The organism is Arthrobacter sp. FW306-1B-G06A (assembly GCF_058781765.1).
In genome coordinates this window covers 1-17,397 of record NZ_JBYSXB010000042.1, presented here as the reverse complement: position 1 = coordinate 17,397, position 17,397 = coordinate 1, and the positions used below count along the sequence as shown (strand labels likewise).

General features: G+C 65.7%; 16 protein-coding genes. 13 read left to right on the top strand and 3 right to left on the bottom strand.

The window, feature by feature from the left end; all coding sequences use genetic code 11:
* Positions 1-20: 20 nt before the first annotated feature.
* From AC3WJM_RS18835 to AC3WJM_RS18825, 3 genes are all read left to right on the top strand, one after another.
* The gene (locus AC3WJM_RS18835; RefSeq protein WP_284988712.1) at positions 21-230 is read left to right on the top strand and encodes a hypothetical protein; all 210 of its coding nucleotides are present in this window, start codon (positions 21-23) and stop codon (positions 228-230) included.
* Positions 227-583: a ribbon-helix-helix domain-containing protein gene (locus AC3WJM_RS18830; protein WP_216363181.1), complete on the top strand. Its 357-nt coding sequence runs from the start codon at positions 227-229 to the stop codon at positions 581-583. Before AC3WJM_RS18835 ends, AC3WJM_RS18830 begins: the two co-directional genes overlap by 4 nt.
* Positions 584-810: 227 nt before the next feature.
* A complete protein-coding gene (locus AC3WJM_RS18825) occupies positions 811-1,452 on the top strand; it encodes a dihydrofolate reductase family protein (protein ID WP_492272636.1) in 642 nt (213 codons plus the stop codon).
* 211 nt (positions 1,453-1,663) lie between these two features.
* On the opposite strand, the gene AC3WJM_RS18820 is transcribed toward AC3WJM_RS18825, so the two are convergent.
* Both AC3WJM_RS18820 and AC3WJM_RS18815 read right to left on the bottom strand, forming a co-directional pair.
* On the bottom strand, positions 1,664-2,323 hold the full coding sequence (locus tag AC3WJM_RS18820) for a DUF1254 domain-containing protein (RefSeq protein WP_492272635.1): 660 nt from the start codon (positions 2,321-2,323) through the stop codon (positions 1,664-1,666).
* 1 nt (position 2,324) lies between these two features.
* The gene (locus tag AC3WJM_RS18815) at positions 2,325-2,927 is read right to left on the bottom strand and encodes a DUF1214 domain-containing protein (RefSeq protein ID WP_492272634.1); all 603 of its coding nucleotides are present in this window, start codon (positions 2,925-2,927) and stop codon (positions 2,325-2,327) included.
* Positions 2,928-3,355: 428 nt separating this feature from the next.
* On the opposite strand from AC3WJM_RS18815, the gene AC3WJM_RS18810 reads away from it, so the two are divergent.
* From AC3WJM_RS18810 to AC3WJM_RS18770, 9 genes are all read left to right on the top strand, one after another.
* On the top strand, positions 3,356-4,507 hold the full coding sequence (locus AC3WJM_RS18810; protein ID WP_492272633.1) for a sulfite oxidase: 1,152 nt from the start codon (positions 3,356-3,358) through the stop codon (positions 4,505-4,507).
* A gap of 93 nt (positions 4,508-4,600) precedes the next feature.
* Positions 4,601-5,173, top strand: coding sequence for an SRPBCC family protein (locus AC3WJM_RS18805; RefSeq protein ID WP_492272649.1), 573 nt, complete (start codon positions 4,601-4,603; stop codon positions 5,171-5,173).
* Positions 5,166-5,561, top strand: a complete 396-nt coding sequence (locus AC3WJM_RS18800) for a hypothetical protein (RefSeq protein WP_059388573.1) — start codon at positions 5,166-5,168, stop codon at positions 5,559-5,561. Before AC3WJM_RS18805 ends, AC3WJM_RS18800 begins: the two co-directional genes overlap by 8 nt.
* 39 nt (positions 5,562-5,600) lie before the next feature.
* Positions 5,601-6,845 carry a cation:proton antiporter gene (locus AC3WJM_RS18795; RefSeq protein WP_492272632.1) on the top strand — a complete coding sequence of 415 codons (1,245 nt, stop codon included), beginning with the start codon at positions 5,601-5,603 and terminating at the stop codon, positions 6,843-6,845.
* Between the two features lie 139 nt (positions 6,846-6,984).
* Positions 6,985-7,608 carry a hypothetical protein gene (locus AC3WJM_RS18790; RefSeq protein ID WP_492272631.1) on the top strand — a complete coding sequence of 208 codons (624 nt, stop codon included), beginning with the start codon at positions 6,985-6,987 and terminating at the stop codon, positions 7,606-7,608.
* 85 nt (positions 7,609-7,693) lie between these two features.
* Entirely contained in the window at positions 7,694-8,422 is a 729-nt protein-coding gene (locus AC3WJM_RS18785; protein WP_492272630.1) for a YcnI family copper-binding membrane protein, read from the top strand.
* A 105-nt stretch (positions 8,423-8,527) separates the two neighbouring features.
* Complete coding sequence (locus tag AC3WJM_RS18780; RefSeq protein WP_084784462.1) at positions 8,528-9,166, top strand: DUF4232 domain-containing protein; 639 nt, start codon at positions 8,528-8,530, stop codon at positions 9,164-9,166.
* A 68-nt stretch (positions 9,167-9,234) separates the two neighbouring features.
* Positions 9,235-14,241, top strand: coding sequence for a DNA glycosylase AlkZ-like family protein (locus AC3WJM_RS18775; protein ID WP_492272629.1), 5,007 nt, complete (start codon positions 9,235-9,237; stop codon positions 14,239-14,241).
* Positions 14,234-15,124, top strand: a complete 891-nt coding sequence (locus tag AC3WJM_RS18770) for an Fpg/Nei family DNA glycosylase (RefSeq protein ID WP_441432897.1) — start codon at positions 14,234-14,236, stop codon at positions 15,122-15,124. Before AC3WJM_RS18775 ends, AC3WJM_RS18770 begins: the two co-directional genes overlap by 8 nt.
* Before the next feature lie 76 nt (positions 15,125-15,200).
* On the opposite strand, the gene yczE is transcribed toward AC3WJM_RS18770, so the two are convergent.
* Entirely contained in the window at positions 15,201-15,821 is a 621-nt protein-coding gene (yczE, locus tag AC3WJM_RS18765) for a membrane protein YczE (protein WP_059388569.1), read from the bottom strand.
* A gap of 59 nt (positions 15,822-15,880) precedes the next feature.
* Between yczE and yczR the strand changes: the two genes are divergently transcribed.
* Positions 15,881-17,365, top strand: coding sequence for a MocR-like transcription factor YczR (gene yczR / locus AC3WJM_RS18760; RefSeq protein ID WP_492272628.1), 1,485 nt, complete (start codon positions 15,881-15,883; stop codon positions 17,363-17,365).
* Positions 17,366-17,397 lie beyond the last annotated feature (32 nt).

Genomic DNA, 17,397 nt, shown 5'->3' with positions numbered 1-17,397 from the left:
GGGATGCGTTGCATGCAATCTTGAACCAGATCTACCACGTTGAAGAGTTCGATGAGCCGCGTGTGGAATCAGGCGCACGTCCGGATCTGTTTATCGGCCCTTCTCGGGACCGCCGGACGATTCTCGAAGTCATGGCAGTCATTACACCGCCTAACGACATCCTGGTCTTCCACGTGATGGAGGCAAGGCGGAAGATACTCGACATTGCCGAGAGAGGAACAACGGAATGAATGAGAAGAAGGCCAAGGGCGGTCAGGACCTGAGCCCGGAGGAACAGGCCCACTTCCGTGCCCTGGGCGAATGGGCGGAGACCGCCGACATAGGCCCTGACGCCCGCATCACCAAGGCGTCCGGGCAAGGTGCCGGACGCGCCCTGCTGGAAGCAGCCCTGGGCTCGCCCGAGGCAGTAAAAAGAGCCGTCGGCAAACCCTCCCTGAGCAGCAGCGGAACATCCCCGTCCCGGACCATCCGCCTCCCGAAGGACATGGACGCACAACTGGTTGCCCGGTCCGAAATCGAGCACCGCAAGCCGAGCGAAATCCTCAGGGAAGCACTGGCCCAATACCTTGCCAAAGCCTCCTGACAGGCAGACAGCTGATTGACGGGCCCGGTAGTCGTAGATGACAACGCTGCCGATTGGGGGTATGTTTGCCCACTCTTGGCCGCCTATTTCATACTGTTGGTCTCCTTGGTCACTTTTCATGTGCTCCCAGGGATGACGAATTCGTCCAGGAATTCTTCCGTGGAGGAGATCTCACCACCAGTATGGTGGTTGCATAACGCAACCACTGATCTGAGGGGACCTTCACCATGGCTGTTCGAGTTGACCTGAATATCTCGCTGGATGGTTTCGCCACGACGACGGACGCAACTCCGGAGAATCCGTTCGGTTCGGACTGGGGCCGACTCGTTGACGCATATACGTCCACCCGCACTTTCCGTGAGCGGGTTCTGCATGACACCAGTGGAGAAGGAACGTCCGGTGTCGACGACAAATACGCCGCGGCCTACTTCGAGGGGGTCGGAGCTGAGATTATGGGTGCCGGCATGTTCGGGTTCCATAACTTTCCCGACGACCCCGAGTGGAAGGGCTGGTGGGGTGACGAGCCGCCCTTCCGCGTCCCGGTGTTCGTCCTCACTCACACCCCCCGCCCTGACATCACGATGGCCGGCGGTACGACCTTCCACTTCGTCAGCACCAGCCCCGAAGAAGTGCTTGAACGAGCGCTCAGTGCGGCGGGTGAAGAGGATGTGCGTATCGGAGGTGGCCCCACCGTTGTGCGCGATTACCTCAGTGCCGGACTTGTCGATCGGCTGCATGTCGCGATCACACCCATCCTGCTCGGTAGCGGAATACGGCTCTGGGACGATCTCCGCGGACTGGAAAGCGACTACACGGTCACGTCAGAGACCGCCGAAAGCGGCATCATCCACGTCACCTTCCACCGCTAAGCCCACACGGGATCGCCTGACTGCGCCTACTCGCGTTTGAGTGTGAGGGCCAGACTGGGAACCGCGAAGGACAAGAGAAAAATCGGCAGCGGGCTCTTCCCGCTACACCGGAATCTGGCGATTTCGTCCTCGGCGACGTCGAAGGGCCGGTCGGCAAGCCATCGGTGGCGAGCCGTCCGCCGTCGTTCATCTGGGCTGGTCCAGTCGACCGCTACTGCTTCAGCGGCGCGAGCTGTATTTGCTTCGCGAGCGCGTAAGCGGTTGGAAGATCGCTGTCGCTTTCGACGAACACTCGGCCAATGACGAGCGCGGAATGGGATGGCGAAGAAATCTGCGTCATCCCGTTGGGTACCGTTCCCTTCCAGCCGGGTCCACTGAGGACATAGTCGCCGGCTTCGGTTCCCGTGGTGCGTTTGCCGACGTAGGCAAAGTTTGTGCTTTTCGACGGGTCGGTGAACTGCACGCTGAAATAGCGCCCGGCCATGTCCGGTACGTGCAGGATTTGCGGCCCTTTGCTCAAGTCGAGCCAACCGCCGATGTAGAGCAAGTCGTCGGCCCCGGTTGCCATAAGGCTCCCGCGCGAAGTCGCCGTCGACGGGGACGATGTGCCGGGCACGGCGTACAGCGTGTTGACGGGGATGGGGCCCTCACCGAATCCGTGCTTGAGTATCGCCCTCTTGTACCCGTTGACTGTGAGTCGCGGCCAGAGGTAGATGAAAGCGGGCGCGCCGAGCCCCCATACGATGACCGCCGCTATGACCAGAGGAACGATTCCGTCCCCGTTGGCAATCCGCCGGTAAATGACCCAGGCGAAGACGGCCAGTATGACGGCGGTGAGGGGACGTCCGTACTTCAAGATGAGGCGGTTCATTTCACTGCGCCCTGACAACCGACGGCAATTGGTACGTGCCGTCGAGAATCGCCGCGCCAGGCAGATACACGCGGAACATCAGCTTGAACTTTCCGGACGGAATGGGCAGCCAGTTCTGCTCGTGCCCGCTCGGAGCCTGATGCTGCAGATAGATGTCGACCGAACCGTCGGCATTCTGTGCCAGAGCGGAACGGTCACCAACGCTGTAGCGATTGGTGGGATCTTCCACCATGTACCCGACGGTATCGGTCGGGGTGAGCGACCAGAAGGCGTCATGCGGCGGGAGGTTCCCGGGAGGAAAATGCAGGACGTATCCATTCCCGCCGCTCAGCGTTTGCCCTGAGCCATCCACAGTGGCGGTCCAGTACGCAGCCTCTTCAAACACATTCACGACAGGCAGGGCCTTGGCGCAGGCGCCCCGGACGAGGACTCCGTTGCCAGGCTGGCCGCATTTGCGGATGGCACTCCAACCGTTGACGGTCGTTGTGAGCGCCCTGCCCACGGCGTTCATGACGAGGATCGCCGTCAAGAACGCAAGCACGGCACCGAGAATCAACCCTTGCACCACACCGGACTGGGAGAACCACGCGAGGGCATTTGCCATAACCGCAAACTACCACTGGGCTATGTGGTTGGGGGGTTCGCACCGATCCGGCCTGCAACTAGGTGCCCTAACGTCCCCGCGTAGGACGACGCCGGTACCAAGCAACAAAGCCCCACAGCGCGACGATCAAACATACGGCAGCGACAATCCCCCGCCACCAAATAAAAGGTTGCCAAAGCCCGAATATCAGGGCCCAAACAAGGAGAACGCCACTCACGTCGAGTCGTGGGGCTCGGATTTTCACGGAGGCTCTCCTTCTTCCATCTGTCTCTGTCCAGGAGCGCAAGCGCCAAAGACCACGAATACTTTCCCAACAGCCCGACGTCGGACGTGCCCCCCGCCCCGTCGCCGAACGCCGCGGGACAAGCGCCTCGCTTCCCCGCGCAAATCCCAGTGACACCACCGCCACGGGCGACCATACTGGGAGCATGAGCGTCAACACCCGCCGCACAGCGGAAGGCGCCGCTGTTGCCACCCCGGCCCCTACCGCCCCCGCTGTTCCGACAGAACCAACCGCACCGGCCGCTCCGACAACCGGTCCCATCACCCGCGAGGAACTGCAACTCGCTTCGCGCAACCACGCCATGCCGCTGGAAATGCTCCGATGGCCCGTCACACCGCTGGGCATGCATTATCTCCTGGTCCATTTCGACGTTCCCCAGATCGATCCCGTCTCGTGGCGGCTGAATATCGGCGGGCTCGTGGACCATCCGCACGAGTACACCCTGCCTGACCTCCAGCACCGCGAGCGCCGCACCCAAGCCGTCACGATGGAGTGCGCTGGCAACGGCCGCTCGCGGCTGGAACCGCGACCTGTGAGCCAGCCCTGGGACCAGGGTGGGGTGGGCACCGCCGAGTGGACCGGCACCCCGCTTGCTCCGTTGCTGCTCGACGCCGGCGTGTCACCCGACGCCGTCGAACTCGTCTTCACGGGCGCGGACCGCGGGATCCAGGGCGGCGTAGAGCACCAGTACGCGCGCAGCCTGACGCTCGCGGAAGCAATGTCCGACGACGTCCTGCTCGCCTATGAGGTCAACGGCCAAGCCCTGCCACCTCAACATGGCTACCCCGTCCGGCTCCTCGTCCCGGGCTGGTACGGAATGACGAGCGTCAAATGGCTGCAATCCATCGAGGCAATTGACCACAGCTTCGACGGTTACCAACAGCTCGACTCCTACCGTTACACCCAAGACGCAGACGATCCCGGCGAGCCCGTCCAACGGATCAAAGTCCGTTCCCTCATGGCTCCCCCCGGCGTTCCAGATTTCTTCACACGGCAACGCGCGGTGAACGCGGGACCGGTTCAGCTGAGCGGCCGGGCCTGGTCCGGGCAAGGAACCGTGGAGAGCGTGGAAGTCTGCGTGGACGGGGTCTGGGAGCAGGCCCAACTTCAAGCTCCCACCGGCCGGCACGCGTGGCGCGGATGGACATTCACGTGGATCGCAACGCCCGGTTCCCACGATTTGGCATGCCGTGCGACGGATTCCACAGGGCAGACCCAGCCGGAAACGCCGGAGTGGAACTATCAAGGCATGGGAAACAACGACATCCAGCGGCTGGCTGTGACCGTCCGGGAGTAACTCGCCCGCAGGCACGCCGAAGCCGGGCCGTTGACCGTGTGCAACGGCATGAGTACTGTGAGTCCACTATCCATCCGCGCCCTGGAGGCAGCAATGGGCGGCACTTCCAAGAGCAACGCCGACTACGAGTTCCTCACTGTCTGGCGCGTCGCGGGGACCCCGCGTGAGGTCATGGATATTCTAGGCGACGCGGGGACACTGCCCCGCTGGTGGCCTTCGGTGTACTTGAGGGTTGTTCCGCTGGACCCGGGAAACGCCGACGGTACGGGAAAGGCCTTCTCGCTGCACTCCAAAGGTTGGCTGCCGTACACGCTGCGCTGGAGGTTCACGGTCACCGAACCCATCACAGAGCAAGGTTTCGCGATCGCGGCGAGCGGCGATCTGCGCGGTACCGGGCGCTGGACTTTCGAACAGGACGGCCCGGAAACCGTTATCACCTATGACTGGCGGGTCAGCACATCGAAACCCCTGCTCCGGCGGCTAAGCTGGCTGCTCAAACCCGTTTTTGCCGCGAATCACCACTGGGCGATGGCACGCGGCCAAGAAAGCCTCGCCCTTGAATTACGACGACGGCGTCCCGGCACGGACCTCTCCAAGGTCCCCCGTCCCGCGCCACCCACATTTGCAAGCCGATACCGCTGGCCAAGGAGTACGACGCATGCCTGACGATAACAAAGGCGAAGTCCGCTGGTTGCCGGAGCCCGAGGACCAGGACTACCCAAGCGCCGCAGACTACCTTTCCCTGCTGGAATCCGACCACGTGGTGGCATCGGTTGTCGCCGCCCTCAAGGACGCGCCCATCCAGCACCGCAAAGCCAAGGACATCCTCCGGGCCGCCCGCTTGGCGTTGCTCCCGGAAGAGAACGCCCACGTGGCCTCGGACCTGAAGAAGATCAAGGAGGGCAAGAAGCTCTCGCCCATCCTGATGGTCCGGGGAGACCTGGCCACGGGCATGCCCGCTCAGGTGGCCGATGGCTATCACCGGGTGTGCGCGAGCTACTACACCGACGAGAACACGGACATTCCCCTGAAACTGGCTGATGCGCCCCGGTAACCACCGCAGACCAACCGCCAGGCCCGGAGAAGGAGGAAGGTGTCGTTCTTTCAGCTTTCGCTGATCGCCGCAGTCGCGCTCCTCGGTCCGCTCTTGGCGCTACCCCGGAAATGGCACCTTCCCGTTGTTTTGGGGCAGTTGCTGGCAGGCATCGTCATCGGACGCACGGGACTGGGACTGGTGGACTCCTCGGATCCCACCTTCACGTTCGTGGCCGACGTCGGGTTCGCCCTCATCATGTTCGTCGCCGGGACGCACGTCCCCGTGCGGGACAAGGCCATCCGTCCCGCCCTGGGTAGCGGCGCCTTGCGCGCCGGCGTCGCCGCGGTGCTGGCCGCCGTCGTCGGAGTCGTCATCGCTTTAGCCTTCGGCACCGGACATGCTCCCCTCTACATCGTTTTGCTCGCATCCTCCTCAGCAGCGTTGGTCTTGCCGATCGTCGACTCGCTTCGGCTGACAGGGCCGAAGGTCCTGACGACGACGGCGCAAGTGGCGATCGCTGATATCGCTTGCATTGTGGCGCTTCCGTTAGCCGTTGACCCGCCGAACGCCGGCCGGGCAGCGGTCGGGGCAGCCGTCGTCGCGGCTTGCGCGTTGGTCTTGTTCTTCGTGCTTCGTTGGCTGGAGAACAGCGGCAACCGCGGACGGTTACACGACATATCCGAAGACCGGAAGTTCGCCTTGGAACTGCGGATCCAGCTGGCCTTGCTGTTCGCGCTTTCAGGGCTCGCGGTCCTCGGCCACGTCTCCATCATGCTGGCCGGGTTCTCCTTCGGCCTGGTGGTCTCTGCGGTGGGCGAACCCCGTCGCCTGGCGCACCAGCTCTTCGCCGTGAGCGATGGTTTCCTGGGGCCGGTCTTCTTCGTCTGGCTGGGTGCATCGCTCGACCTAAGGACCCTCGCGGGCAGCCCAAGCATGATCCTCCTCGGGATCTGCCTTGGCTTTGGAACACTGCTGGTGCACGGAAGCATCCGGGCCCTCGGCCAGCCCCTGCCGCTCGCAGTACTGGCCTCGTCCCAATTGGGAGTGCCGGTTGCAGCCGCCACCATCGGCTCCCAATTGCACTTGCTGGAACCAGGAGAAGCCGCGGCGATGATCCTGGGTGCCCTCATCAGCATCGGGGCAAGCACCATCGCGGGTTCGCGGGCGGCACGGAAATATTCGGAAGCCGCGCCGGAACCGGCGGGCGAGGGGCCGAAGAGCGGTGGGCCGGCCGGCAAAGGACAATCCGGCAAAGGCCCGGCAGGCAAGCCCTCCGAAGGTGGTCCGGCAATAACTGCCTGATTCCCAAACCCGCAGCATGACCCCGTCACACGACCCATCCGACAGCGGCACGGCCACGAACCACCGGTAGAATTGCGGGGTTGGCCAGCCCGAACCGGACGGTCGACCACCCGCTTGAACGCTACCGAGGGAGGAACCCGTGCGCGCATCGCATGCCCGGACGCCCTTCCATGCCATGCGTTCGGTGGCCCTGGCGGTCGCCATTGTTGCCCTCGCGGCAGGTGCCCATGTCCTCTCCGGGGGTGCGCTTCCCGTCGCTCCGGTCCTGTTGGTCGTCCTCGCATTGACCGGGCTCGTCACCACTCTTGCCACCCGGTTCAAGCTCGGATTCCCGGTCATTGCCGCGCTTCTGGGAGCCGGCCAGCTCCTCCTGCACGAGGCCTTCACGGCATTCGGTCCGCTCACTGTTCCGGCTCCGGGCTCACCAGCACACCACTTGGCGGCTGAACACCTCTCCCCGCCGCTGGGCACTGAAACAGTCCATTTTCACGAGGTCGACACTCCCCTCAGCTGGTTGATGCTGACGGGGCACGCCCTCGCCACTGCCGCTTCGGCATTGCTCCTTGCCAAGGGCGAGCAGGCACTGTGGCAGCTCGAGGCCTGGCTTCGTCCCCTCCTGCAGCTCATCCGACTGATCTTCAGGCCCGACGCCGGCAACGCAGCTGTTGCGTTCAGCGCACCTGCCGTATTCATCCCCCGCCCGTGGCGGAACCTCAGGCAAGACAGCAGACGCGGCCCGCCCGCCGTCGTCGTACCCTCCTGACTCCGCCCGGCACCGCCTTCAACTGGTGACGGGCACCTCCCCTCACTTTGGCGCGCCTTCGCGCGCCCGTTGAAAGGCAACAACCATGAACAAGTCCTCACTCCGCCGCGCCCTCTCCGCTACCGCAATCGCGGGCGGCACCGCCGCACTGATGATGGCCGGCCTCGCAGGCGCATCAGCCCACGTCGTCATCAACCCGGACAAGACCACGGCCAACTCGTATGCCCTGCTGACGTTCGGCGTCCCGCACGGCTGCGACACCTCAGGCACCACCAAGTTGACCATCAACCTGCCCGAGGAACTGACCGACGCCACGCCCACGGTGAACCCCAACTGGACAGTCGAAAAGGTGACGCAGACGCTGCCGGAACCCAAGAAGCTGGCCGACGGCACATCGATCACCAAACGCACCAGCCAGATCGTCTACACGGCCAAGGCTCCGCTGGACCCGCACTTGCGCGACGCGCTGGTCCTGTCCGTGAAGCTGCCCGACACCGCTGGCAAGACCCTCTACTTCCCCACGCTCCAGAACTGCGAGCAAGGGCAGACGAACTGGGCTGAAATCCCGAAGGACGGCCAGGACGCGCACTCGCTGAAGGCTCCGGCTCCTTCGGTGGCCGTCACAGCCGCAGATCCGGCCGCGGGTGACACCCACATGGCTGCGTCCATCTCCACCGAGCAGGTAGCTTCCGTGACCGACGACGGCTCACAGGCGCGCAGCTGGGCCGGCCTGATCGCCGGCGTGGCAGGGCTGGGTCTGGGTGGCGCGGCCTTCTTCCGCAGCCGTTCCGCCAAGGCATCAGTTTCCAAGTAACGGCTCCGTTGGGTCGGCGTCCGGAACATTACGATCCGGACGCCAATCCGGCGCCGCTGCCGCGCCGCAGTTGACTCCGGCAAATGACGACGAAAAGCTGTGCGCATGACGAATATGCGAGTCAAGAACGGTCTCCTGCTCACGATGGCAGCAGCCTCGGTATTCCTGCTCTCCGGCTGTTTCCAAACCCAGGCCCAGCCCTCGGGATCAGCCGTACCCAGCGACACGGCGTCGGCCTCGTCGTCACCGTCGGCCTCGGCCTCAAGTACTCCTACTTCAAGCGGCAGCGCCACGCCATCGAGCACCGGGACGACGCCATCAGGCGTCGCTCTCTGCAAAGCGGGCTCGCTGACAGCATCTGTCGACTCCACAGGGGGCGGAGCGGCAGGGAGCGTCTACATGAAACTCATCCTGACCAACTCCGGCACGCAACCCTGCGTCCTCAATGGCTTCCCGGGCGTCTCACTCACGTCGGGACCCGCGGGCGATCCGATCGGCGCGGCTGCCGCGCGCGACGACTCCCAGCCTGTGACGCAAGTGCTCCTCGCTCCGGGGAAGGCCGGTTTCGCCCAACTCCGCTACACCCAGGCCGGGAACTACCCCGAGTGCACCCAGGCCCCAGCCGCCGGCTTCCGGGTCTACCCACCCGAGGACACCGCTTCGCTGTTCATCCCGCAGCAATACACGGCTTGCAGCAACACCAATATCAATCTCCTGACCGTCCAGGCGTTCCAGGCGGGGTAGGCGGTCCAGCGCTGTTCCATGTCTAGGCTGTTCCTTATTGTGTCGGTGCCGTGAGGCATGATGGAGGAATGCAGGAGCAGAAGCTACCGGGCGGTCCTGGCAATTCAGCCATGGACCGCTTCAGCCGTGCCACGCGCGAGTGGTTCCTCGGTGCTTTCTCCGCGCCCACCCCTGCCCAGGACGGTGCATGGAAGGCCATTTCTTCGGGATCGCACGCCCTTGTAGTTGCACCCACGGGTTCCGGCAAGACGCTCGCAGCATTCCTGTGGGCGTTGGACCGGCTCTTGTCCGTGTCCCCGCTTGCTTCGGCGGGCGCCCTTCCGGAACTTGAGGGCACAACCGCCCGTGCCAAAGCTCCCAAGCGCAAGACCCGAGTCCTGTACATCTCACCCCTCAAGGCCCTCGGCGTGGACGTCGAACGGAACCTCCGCTCGCCGCTGATCGGCATCACGCAAACCGCCAAACGGCTCGGGTTGCCGGCCCCGCTGGTCAGCGTCGGAGTCCGTTCAGGAGATACGACGACGGCGGACCGCCGCGCGCTGCTCAGCCACCCGCCGGACATCCTCATCACCACGCCCGAGTCCTTGTTCCTCATGCTGACGTCCAAAGCCCGGGAGACGCTCAGCGAGGTGGACACCGTGATCGTCGACGAGGTCCACGCCGTTGCAGGCACCAAGCGTGGCGCACACCTCGCGGTGTCATTGGAACGGCTCGATGCGCTGCTGCCGAAACCCGCCCAACGGATCGGCCTATCGGCCACCGTGGAACCGCGCGAGCTCGTCGCACAGTTCCTCGCCGGTTCGGCACCCGTGGAAATCGTCGCACCACCGTCGCACAAAAACTGGAACCTCAGCGTCAGCGTTCCTGTGGAGGACATGTCCGACCTGGCGGGAGCCGCGGGCGCCTTCGACTCCGGGCCGGCCTCCGGACTGCAACCGCAAGCGTCCATTTGGCCGCATGTCGAGGAGAAGATCGTCGACCTTGTGCTGTCGAAGCAGTCCACCATTGTGTTTGCCAACTCCCGGCGTCTCGCGGAGCGACTCACAGCCCGATTGAACGAGATCTACGCGGAGCGCCAACTCATGGCGGTGAATGTGTTTTCCGCCGCGGCGGATTCGGCGCTGGACTCGGGGCTGCCGTCCTCGACGGCGACTCCGGCGCACATGATGGCCCAGGCCGGCAGCACGAGCGGCGCCGATCCGGTCCTGGCCCGCGCGCACCACGGTTCCGTGTCCAAGGACCAGCGGGCACTCATCGAGGATGACCTCAAGTCCGGCCGGCTGCGGTGCGTTGTGGCCACGTCGTCCCTGGAACTCGGCATCGACATGGGTGCCGTGGACCTTGTAGTCCAGGTTGAGTCGCCGCCGTCGGTGGCCAGCGGACTGCAAAGGGTTGGGCGCGCCGGGCACCAAGTAGGCGAGATTTCAGAAGGCGTACTCTTCCCCAAGCATCGTGCGGACCTCGTCCACACCGCCATCACTGTGGAACGCATGCTGAGCGGGAAGATCGAACGCCTCCACGTTCCAGCCAACCCCTTGGACATCCTCGCCCAACAAACGGTCGCCGCCACCGCGCTGGGAAGCATCGATGTCGAGGAATGGTTCGCCACCGTGCGGCGCTCCGCTCCTTTCGCCACCCTGCCTCGCTCAGCTTTCGAAGCCACCCTGGATCTCTTGGCTGGCCGGTATCCTTCGGACGAATTCGCCGAACTCAGGCCGCGCATCATCTGGGACCGGAATGCCGGCACCATCGAGGGCCGCCCCGGAGCACAGCGACTTGCCGTCACCTCGGGCGGAACCATCCCGGACCGCGGGCTCTTCGGCGTGTACATCATCGGCACCGAGAGCGAAGGCACCGGTTCTGGGTCCGGCTCCGGTTCCAGCCAGGCCGGTCCAGGGTCCGCACAGGAGCCCAGTCCGGCGTCGCGCGCTGCCAAAGGCGGCCGACGCGTCGGCGAGCTCGACGAGGAAATGGTCTACGAATCACGCGTCGGGGACATCTTTGCCCTGGGTGCCACAAGCTGGAAAATCGAGGACATCACGCACGACCGTGTCCTTGTCTCGCCCGCCTTCGGCCAGCCCGGAAAACTCCCCTTCTGGAAGGGCGATTCCTTGGGCCGGCCGGTGGATCTCGGCCGCGCCCTCGGAGCATTCGTGCGTGAGCTTTCCGCCTCGGACCAAGAGCCAGCACTGGAACGCTGCAAGGCCAGCGGACTGGACGACTTCGCCGCCGGCAACCTGATCCAGTATCTGGGCGAACAGAAGCAGGCCACGGAAGTGGTCCCCAATGACCGGACGCTCGTGGTCGAACGGTTCCATGACGAACTCGGCGATTGGCGCGTGGTGCTGCACAGCCCCTTCGGCATGCCGGTCCACGCACCGTGGGCACTCGCCGTCGGGCAGCGGCTCCAGCAGCGCTACGGGCTGGACGGTTCCGCGATGGCCGCCGACGACGGGATCGTGCTGCGGGTCCCGATGATGGAGGACGAACCCCCGGGGGCCGAGCTGTTCCTGTTCGACCCGGAGGAGCTTGAGCAGATCGTGACGGCGGAGGTTGGCGGGAGTGCCTTGTTCGCCTCCCGCTTCCGCGAGTGTGCCGCGCGCGCCCTGTTGTTGCCGCGCCAGAACCCTGCGAAAAGGCAGCCGCTGTGGCAGCAACGGCAACGCTCCGCGCAATTGCTGGATGTCGCGAAGAAGTACCCGTCTTTCCCCATCGTGCTCGAAACCGTGCGCGAGTGTTTGCAGGACGTCTACGACCTCCCCGCGTTGAAAGACATAGCAGCTTCGATCGAACGCAGGGAACTGCGCTTGGTTCAGACCACCACGCAGCAGCCGTCGCCCTTCGCCAAATCGCTGCTCTTTGGGTATGTGGCCCAGTATTTGTACGAGGGCGATTCACCGCTCGCCGAACGCAGGGCCGCTGCCTTGGCCCTCGACTCCACGCTCCTCAACGAGCTCCTGGGCAGGGTGGAACTACGCGAACTCCTCGACGCGAAAGTCATCGAGGCCACCGAGCTCGAGCTCCAGCGGCTGGCACCGGACCGGCTGGTCCGTGGGATGGAAGGCGTCGCGGACTTGCTGCGCCTGCTCGGCCCCTTGAGCGTCGACGAAGTGGCGGCCCGTTTGCAGCCCGAAGGAGTGGAAGCTTCCGCGGATCCGGCCGCGTCGCAACTGGCGGCGGGATCGCATCTGGCCGCATCGCATCTGGCGGCGCTGCGCAAGGCCAACCGCGCCCTCACCGTGACGCTCAGCGGCGTTGAACGATTCGCCGCTATCGAGGACGCGGCCCGGCTCCGCGATGCCATCGGGGTTCCGCTGCCCATGGGAGTGCCGCTCGCCTTCATCGAACCCGTCCACGATCCGCTCGGGGACCTGGTCTCCCGATACGCACGAACCCACGGACCCTTCACGGCCGAGGAAGCCGCCTCGAGGCTGGGACTGGGTGTCGCCGTCGTAAGCACTGCGCTCAAACGCCTGGCGGCGGACGGCCGCGTAGTGGAGGGCGAGTTCCGCCCGCACCCGAGTGCGCCGGCCACGGTTCCCGATGAGGGCCCGGAGTTGTTGGAGGCACCGGAACTCCCGGCTGTTCCGCTCCGCGGAGTCCCATTGAGCAGCGAGTGGTGCGATTCCGAAGTGCTGCGCAAGCTCCGGCGTCGTTCGCTTGCTGCACTGCGCGCCGAAGTGGAGCCGGTGGACGCTGCCGCGTACGGCCGGTTCCTCCCCGCCTGGCAAAACGTATCCGTACCCTCGGCCGGCCGTCCTGGTTCTTCTGGAGGCAGGGGTGCCCCGGCGCTGCGCGGGCTCGACGGCATCATGACCGCCATCGACCAGCTCTCCGGCGTGCCTGTTCCGGCGTCGGCGTGGGAGCCTTTGGTGCTGGCCAGCCGCATTTCCGATTACCAGCCGGCCATGTTGGACGAGCTCATGGCCGCGGGCGAAGTCTTGTGGTCAGGGGCTGGCTCGTTGCCCGGGAACGACGGGTGGATCAGTCTCCATGTGGCCGAAGCCGCGGAGCTCACCCTCAACCCGGACCCTGAATTCGAGCCCGGCGACGCCCAACTCCGCCTTCTGGAATACCTGCAGACCGGCGGGGGCGCCTATTTCTTCCGGCAACTCACCGATGTTGCCGGCGGCATGGACGCGGTCCTTAGCGACGATGCCGTGGTGGCTGCCCTGTGGGACCTTGTGTGGGCCGGCCGCATCACGGGCGACACCTTCGGCCCCGTCCGCGCGATGATTGCCGGCGGACGCACGGCGCACAAACAGCCCGCGCGGCCGCCGCGTGCCAGGTCCCTGCGCATGAGCAGGCTCGGCCGCTCGCACGGCACGGGCTTGATGGGCTCGCCCGGACTCACGGGCGGCCGCTACGGCTCGGTCACCGGAGCGGCTCCGACTCCCCCGCTCGCCGTTGGACGCTGGTCCGCGTTGCCTGCTCCCGAGCTCGACCCCACCATCCACGCGCGCGGCACCGCCGAACTCCTCCTCGACAGGTACGGCGTCGTGACTCGGGGCTCCGTCATGGTGGAGAACATCGTGGGCGGATTCGGGCTGATGTACAAGGTCCTCGCGCGCCTCGAAGAAGCCGGGCGGTGCCGCCGCGGCTACTTCATCGAACACCTCGGCGCCGCCCAATTTGCCGTGCCGGCGACAGTGGACCGATTACGCTCCTTCACGGAGGACGCCCAACTCGCCAAAACGGAGCCAGTCGCTTTGGCCCTCGCCGCAACGGACCCCGCAAACCCGTATGGCGCGGCCCTCCCGTGGCCCGCGTTGGCCGTCGACGCTGGATCGGGCCACCGTCCGGGACGGAAAGCAGGTGCCCTGGTGGTGATAGTCGACGGTGCCTTGGTTTTGTATGTCGAACGGGGAGGGAAGACCCTGCTCACTTTCAGCCAAGACGACGCCGTCCTGGCCGCTGCCGCTGCCGCGCTCGTCGGAGTGGTGCGGCGGGGAGCCGTGGACAAATTGATTATGGAAAAGGTCAACGGCCATGACCTCTTGGACACCCCCGTGGCTTCCGCCCTTGCGGCTGCCGGGGCGTACTCCACGCCGAAGGGTTTGAGGATCCGTGCCTGAGGGTGACTCGGTCTGGCGGGCCGCCGCGGAGTTGCACAAGGCCCTCGGTGGGCAGACCCTTGTCTCCTCGGACTTCCGGGTACCCAGGTTTGCCACACTGAACCTGGCCGGATGGACCGTGTCCGAGGTAGTGCCACGGGGAAAGCACCTGCTCATGCGCTTGCTGGAGCCGGCGGCGGTTGGGTCGGTCGCGACTGGGCCGGCGGACGACGCCGGTTCGGCGGCTACCAGACCATCCCGCCGCGCCCTGACCATCCATTCGCATTTGAAAATGGAGGGAAGCTGGCAGGTCTATTCCCCCGGCGGCCGGTGGAGGAAACCCGGCCACACGGCCAGGTGCGTCCTCCGCACAGCGACGGCCGACGTCGTCGGCTTCTCCTTGGGAATCCTCGAGGTGATCCCGACGCCGGACGAGTCCCGCGTAGTAGGGCACCTCGGCCCGGACCTGCTCGGGCCCGACTGGGACGCGGAAGAGGCCGTTCGTCGGCTCCGGGCCGCGCCGGACGCACCGATCGGCGTCGCACTGTTGGACCAGCGGAACCTCGCCGGCCTCGGCAATATCTACCGTTGCGAGGCGTGTTTCCTGGCCGGGGTACATCCGGCCGCGCCGGTATCGGCTGTGAAGGATCTGCCGGCGATGCTCGCCGAAGCCAAGGTTATGCTCGAAGCCAACCTCGGACCCGGGCCAAGGATCACGCGCGGCACAGCGTTCCCTGGAGTCCGGGGAATTCCCCGCTCCGGCTACTGGGTGTACGGCCGCGAGCACCAGCCGTGCCTTCGTTGCCGGACGCCGATTCGCCGCGGAGTGCTCGGGCCAGCGTCCGGGATGGAAGACCGCACCATCTACTTCTGCCCGGAGTGCCAGCCCGGCTCGTCCGGCTGACGCTGCGGAAACTCCCTGACGCCCCCGGAATTCCGGGGGCGTCAAGAAATCTGCGAGTCGCCAGGAAGATTCCGCGTCACGAAGTGGCCGGCACGGCTTCCGGGGCAGCCACGGGAGCCTTCACCGGAACCGTAAACAGCGGCAGCAATAGCTGAACCACCGGGCCAATGGCCAAGGCGTAGACAACGGTTCCAACGCCGACGGACCCACCCAACAGCCAGCCCACACCGAGCACGACAACCTCGATCAAGGTCCGGGACAAACGCACCGACCATCCGGTGCGGCGGGCAAGTCCCGTCATGAGTCCGTCGCGGGCACCCGGGCCAAGGCGTGCGCCGATGTAGCAAGCGGAGGCGATTCCGTTCAGGACCACGGCGCCGGCGAGCATGGCGATCTGGCCACCCAGGTGCGAGAACGCCGGGATCAGGGCCAGGCCGATGTCCGCGAAGACTCCCACCAGAACGGCGTTGGCGAGGGTTCCGAAACCGGGCATCTGCCTCAGCGGTATCCAGAGGAGAAGAACCAGGAAGCTGACCACTACGACGACCGTGCCGATGCTCCACCCGATCTTCCCCGCGACGCCTTGATGGAAGACATCCCAGGGGTCCAGGCCAAGGCCGGCCCGGATGAACATGGCCAGGGAGATCCCGTACATTGCGAGGCCAATCAGGAGCTGGGTGATTCTGCGGGTCATCATGAAACCATGCTCCCGAAAACTGGCATTGCTTTCCATAGCCAGTTTGCAATACTGGTCTTATGCCCGGATCCCTCAACCCCACAGCCATGGTGCGTCTCCTCGGTCCGTGGAACACTGGCGCCGCTCCCGCCTATCGCGAGCTTGCCGACGTCGTACGCCTTTTGGTGATGGACGGGCGCATCCCGCTCGACGTGGCACTGCCCAGTGAGCGCGCGCTCGCCGTCACCCTGGGCGTCAGCCGGACCACCGTCACTGCCGCCTATGCCAGCCTGCGCGAGCAAGGATTCCTGAGCGGCGGCCAGGGCAGCAGGGGCCGGACGGGCATTCCACACCGGACGGTCCCTGTCAGCGGACCTGGACTGGCCATTCCGGAGGGGATACTCGACCTCGCCTATGCTTCACTGCCAGCGACGGGCGAGGTGGTGCACCGGGCATTCGCGGATGCGTTGATCGATCTCCCTGCGCTGTTGCCCGGTTTTGGCTACGACGCGGTCGGCCTCCCACCCCTCCGGGAAGCCATCGCGGACCGCTACACGGCAGCCGGGATCCCCACGACGGCCGCACAGATACTGGTGACTTCGGGGGCCCAGCACGCGCTGAACATTATCCTGAAGACCCTCGCCGGGCGGCAGCAGAAGGTCCTCGTGGAGCATCCCAGCTACCCCAACGCTCTCGATGCAATCCGCGCTTCGGGCTCACGCACGGTTCCGGTGCCGATGCCGCCTGCCGCCGAGCCGACGTCGGGCGCTACCGGCGAGCCGACGTCGGGCGCTTGGGATATCGACGGCATGGTGGCCGCAATGCGCCACCAACGCCCGGCCATGGCCTACCTCGTCCCGGACTTCCACAACCCCACCGGGCGGATCATGTCCAACCTTCAGCGGCGCCGCCTGGTCCGCGAGGCGGCAGGGACGGGCACTGTCCTGGTGGTAGACGAAACGCTGCGGGAGCTAAACCTCGACGGCGTCAGCACCTCGCCGCTCGCGGCGTTCAGTCCGGCGGTGGTGACCATCGGATCGCTCAGCAAATCGCATTGGGCCGGGCTCCGGACCGGGTGGATCCGCGCCGAAGAGGACCTGATCAACCGCTTCGTGCAGACCCGGACAACGATGGATCTGGGCGGGCCCGTCGTCGAGCAGCTGGCTGCGGCTCGGCTGCTGCGGGCTTTCGCCGAACCGCTGGATGCGAGGCTTGCGGAGCTGCGGCGGAACCGGGAAGCGCTCCTCGGATTACTGGCCGAGCACCTTCCCGGGTGGCACGTGGAACGTCCGCGCGGCGGGCTGACGGCATGGTGCAGGTTGCCCACGCCGTCGAGTACCGCACTCACCGTCGTCGCCCCGGACTTCGGCGTGCGGCTCGCGGCCGGCCCGCGCTTCGGCGTCGGCGGGGCTTTCGAGCACTTCATGCGCGTTCCGTACACGCTCGCGCCGGCCCAGCTTGAGACGGCGGTGCTGGCACTGCGCGATGCCCAAGCCCGGATCGATGCGTCGCCGCAACTCCGGAGGACCTTGAAAGCGCCCAAGGAACCCGCCGCGGTCGCCTAGCCCGCCGTTCCGCAGCCCGCCCGCTCCCCCGC

Coding starts and splice junctions, on each gene's coding strand:
- AC3WJM_RS18830 (WP_216363181.1), top strand. CDS start 227: ATGAATGAGAAGAAGGCCAAGGGCGGTCAGGACCTGAGCCCGGAGGAA.
- AC3WJM_RS18825 (WP_492272636.1), top strand. CDS start 811: ATGGCTGTTCGAGTTGACCTGAATATCTCGCTGGATGGTTTCGCCACG.
- AC3WJM_RS18820 (WP_492272635.1), bottom strand. CDS start 2,323: ATGAACCGCCTCATCTTGAAGTACGGACGTCCCCTCACCGCCGTCATA.
- AC3WJM_RS18815 (WP_492272634.1), bottom strand. CDS start 2,927: ATGGCAAATGCCCTCGCGTGGTTCTCCCAGTCCGGTGTGGTGCAAGGG.
- AC3WJM_RS18810 (WP_492272633.1), top strand. CDS start 3,356: ATGAGCGTCAACACCCGCCGCACAGCGGAAGGCGCCGCTGTTGCCACC.
- AC3WJM_RS18805 (WP_492272649.1), top strand. CDS start 4,601: ATGGGCGGCACTTCCAAGAGCAACGCCGACTACGAGTTCCTCACTGTC.
- AC3WJM_RS18800 (WP_059388573.1), top strand. CDS start 5,166: ATGCCTGACGATAACAAAGGCGAAGTCCGCTGGTTGCCGGAGCCCGAG.
- AC3WJM_RS18785 (WP_492272630.1), top strand. CDS start 7,694: ATGAACAAGTCCTCACTCCGCCGCGCCCTCTCCGCTACCGCAATCGCG.
- AC3WJM_RS18780 (WP_084784462.1), top strand. CDS start 8,528: ATGACGAATATGCGAGTCAAGAACGGTCTCCTGCTCACGATGGCAGCA.
- AC3WJM_RS18775 (WP_492272629.1), top strand. CDS start 9,235: ATGCAGGAGCAGAAGCTACCGGGCGGTCCTGGCAATTCAGCCATGGAC.
- yczE (WP_059388569.1), bottom strand. CDS start 15,821: ATGATGACCCGCAGAATCACCCAGCTCCTGATTGGCCTCGCAATGTAC.
- yczR (WP_492272628.1), top strand. CDS start 15,881: ATGCCCGGATCCCTCAACCCCACAGCCATGGTGCGTCTCCTCGGTCCG.